16 tRNA genes and 1 rRNA gene are annotated in these 1,644 nt (G+C 52.6%); all 17 read left to right on the top strand.

The window, feature by feature from the left end:
* The first annotated feature begins 37 nt into the window (after positions 1-37).
* Positions 38-153, top strand: a 5S ribosomal RNA gene (rrf, locus tag BOD01S_RS22135).
* A gap of 10 nt (positions 154-163) precedes the next feature.
* Positions 164-239: transfer RNA gene (locus BOD01S_RS22140), tRNA-Val, on the top strand.
* Between the two features lie 9 nt (positions 240-248).
* Positions 249-324 (top strand) — tRNA-Thr (locus tag BOD01S_RS22145).
* Between the two features lie 4 nt (positions 325-328).
* Positions 329-404 (top strand) — tRNA-Lys (locus BOD01S_RS22150).
* A 10-nt stretch (positions 405-414) separates the two neighbouring features.
* Positions 415-496 (top strand) — tRNA-Leu (locus BOD01S_RS22155).
* Positions 497-527: 31 nt separating this feature from the next.
* Positions 528-602, top strand: a tRNA-Gly gene (locus tag BOD01S_RS22160).
* A gap of 4 nt (positions 603-606) precedes the next feature.
* A tRNA-Leu gene (locus BOD01S_RS22165) sits at positions 607-695 on the top strand.
* A gap of 15 nt (positions 696-710) precedes the next feature.
* A tRNA-Arg gene (locus BOD01S_RS22170) sits at positions 711-787 on the top strand.
* Positions 788-796: 9 nt separating this feature from the next.
* Positions 797-873: transfer RNA gene (locus tag BOD01S_RS22175), tRNA-Pro, on the top strand.
* Between the two features lie 27 nt (positions 874-900).
* A tRNA-Ala gene (locus BOD01S_RS22180) sits at positions 901-976 on the top strand.
* A 20-nt stretch (positions 977-996) separates the two neighbouring features.
* Positions 997-1,070, top strand: a tRNA-Met gene (locus tag BOD01S_RS22185).
* A gap of 7 nt (positions 1,071-1,077) precedes the next feature.
* Positions 1,078-1,154, top strand: a tRNA-Ile gene (locus tag BOD01S_RS22190).
* A gap of 15 nt (positions 1,155-1,169) precedes the next feature.
* Positions 1,170-1,262, top strand: a tRNA-Ser gene (locus BOD01S_RS22195).
* A 52-nt stretch (positions 1,263-1,314) separates the two neighbouring features.
* Positions 1,315-1,389: transfer RNA gene (locus tag BOD01S_RS22200), tRNA-Met, on the top strand.
* Positions 1,390-1,392: 3 nt separating this feature from the next.
* Positions 1,393-1,468: transfer RNA gene (locus BOD01S_RS22205), tRNA-Asp, on the top strand.
* Between the two features lie 11 nt (positions 1,469-1,479).
* Positions 1,480-1,555, top strand: a tRNA-Phe gene (locus BOD01S_RS22210).
* An 8-nt stretch (positions 1,556-1,563) separates the two neighbouring features.
* Positions 1,564-1,637: transfer RNA gene (locus BOD01S_RS22215), tRNA-Gly, on the top strand.
* Positions 1,638-1,644: the final 7 nt, after the last annotated feature.

A 1,644-nucleotide genomic window follows, 5' to 3' on the forward strand; every position in this document is an offset into this window, starting at 1 on the left:
AAACTTCTTTCAAGTAAATAGCACATCTATGTGCGAGTGAAGTGATGATGGCAGAGAGGTCACACCCGTTCCCATACCGAACACGGAAGTTAAGCTCTCTAGCGCCGATGGTAGTTGGGGGCTTCCCCCTGTGAGAGTAGGACATCGCTTCGCTTAATACCCAGGAGGATTAGCTCAGCTGGGAGAGCACCTGCCTTACAAGCAGGGGGTCGGCGGTTCGAGCCCGTCATCCTCCACCATCTCAAAGTGCCGGTGTAGCTCAACTGGTAGAGCAACTGACTTGTAATCAGTAGGTTGAGGGTTCAAGTCCTTTCGCCGGCACCACTTTGAGCCATTAGCTCAGTTGGTAGAGCATCTGACTTTTAATCAGAGGGTCGAAGGTTCGAGTCCTTCATGGCTCACCATTTAAATAATGCGGGTGTGGCGGAACTGGCAGACGCACTAGACTTAGGATCTAGCGCCGCAAGGCGTGGGGGTTCGACTCCCTTCACCCGCATCATTTTTGTCAGCATAAAACATAGCATATTGCGGAAGTAGTTCAGTGGTAGAACACCACCTTGCCAAGGTGGGGGTCGCGAGTTCGAACCTCGTCTTCCGCTCCAATATGCCGGGGTGGCGGAACTGGCAGACGCACAGGACTTAAAATCCTGCGGTAGGTGACTACCGTACCGGTTCGATTCCGGTCCTCGGCACCAGCATATGACTATTAAGCGCCCGTAGCTCAATTGGATAGAGCGTCTGACTACGGATCAGAAGGTTATGGGTTCGACTCCTGTCGGGCGCGCCAATGAAAGTACGGGAAGTAGCTCAGCTTGGTAGAGCACTTGGTTTGGGACCAAGGGGTCGCAGGTTCGAATCCTGTCTTCCCGACCATCTTAATATGCATGATTTAAAAGATATGGGGCCTTAGCTCAGCTGGGAGAGCGCCTGCCTTGCACGCAGGAGGTCAGCGGTTCGATCCCGCTAGGCTCCACCAACCATATAATTAAAGATCCTGGCGGCGTAGCTCAGCTGGCTAGAGCGTACGGTTCATACCCGTAAGGTCGGGGGTTCGATCCCCTCTGCCGCCATCCTAAAGGACCTTTAGCTCAGTTGGTTAGAGCAGACGGCTCATAACCGTCCGGTCACAGGTTCGAGTCCTGTAAGGTCCACCAGATAAATATAATAACGGAGGAATACCCAAGTCCGGCTGAAGGGATCGGTCTTGAAAACCGACAGGCGGGTTAAACCGCGCGGGGGTTCGAATCCCTCTTCCTCCGCCATTTTTTATAAAAATGGTGCATCACATATTTTAATAAATCTGAATAATATTATCGCGGGGTGGAGCAGTGGTAGCTCGTCGGGCTCATAACCCGAAGGTCGTTGGTTCAAATCCGGCCCCCGCAACCAAATGGTCCCGTGGTGTAGCGGTTAACATGCCTGCCTGTCACGCAGGAGATCGCCGGTTCGATCCCGGTCGGGACCGCCATTTTTTATAAAGGGTCAGTAGCTCAGTTGGTAGAGCATTAGATTGAAGCTCTAAGTGTCGGCGGTTCGATTCCGTCCTGACCCACCATCTCATCTGCGGGTGTAGTTTAATGGTAAAACCTCAGCCTTCCAAGCTGATGTCGTGGGTTCGATTCCCATCACCCGCTCCATTTTATT

It is taken from the genome of Lysinibacillus odysseyi 34hs-1 = NBRC 100172, assembly GCF_001591965.1.
Classification (GTDB): Bacteria; Bacillota; Bacilli; order Bacillales_A; family Planococcaceae; genus Lysinibacillus_B; species Lysinibacillus_B odysseyi.